At 47.0% G+C, this 219-nt stretch carries 1 protein-coding gene; it reads left to right on the top strand.

What is annotated here, in order from left to right; all coding sequences use genetic code 11:
• Positions 1-81, top strand: a complete 81-nt coding sequence (locus LJE09_RS17825) for a protein YsdD (RefSeq protein ID WP_120795392.1) — start codon at positions 1-3, stop codon at positions 79-81.
• The last annotated feature ends 138 nt before the right edge of the window (positions 82-219 follow it).

Raw genomic sequence — 219 nt, forward strand, 5'->3', positions numbered from 1 at the left:
ATGACCATAGACAAAAATTGGCTTAATCGATCTAATAAAGATCCAGGACGATCCTTGCGCTTTACCCATCAGCCCGTATAATCCTCCACCCGGCGCGCCATGCTGGTTTCCACTGGTGTGAGGTCGTACATTTTCCCTGCGAAAAGGTGCGGAAAAGCGCGGTAAATAAGGAAAGAGAATTGACTCCGGAGTGTACAATTATTACAATCCGGCCTCTTT

Origin of the sequence: Blautia sp. DFI.3.45 (assembly GCF_020593505.1) — a bacterium.
Classification (GTDB): domain Bacteria; phylum Bacillota; class Clostridia; order Lachnospirales; family Lachnospiraceae; genus Blautia_A; species Blautia_A wexlerae.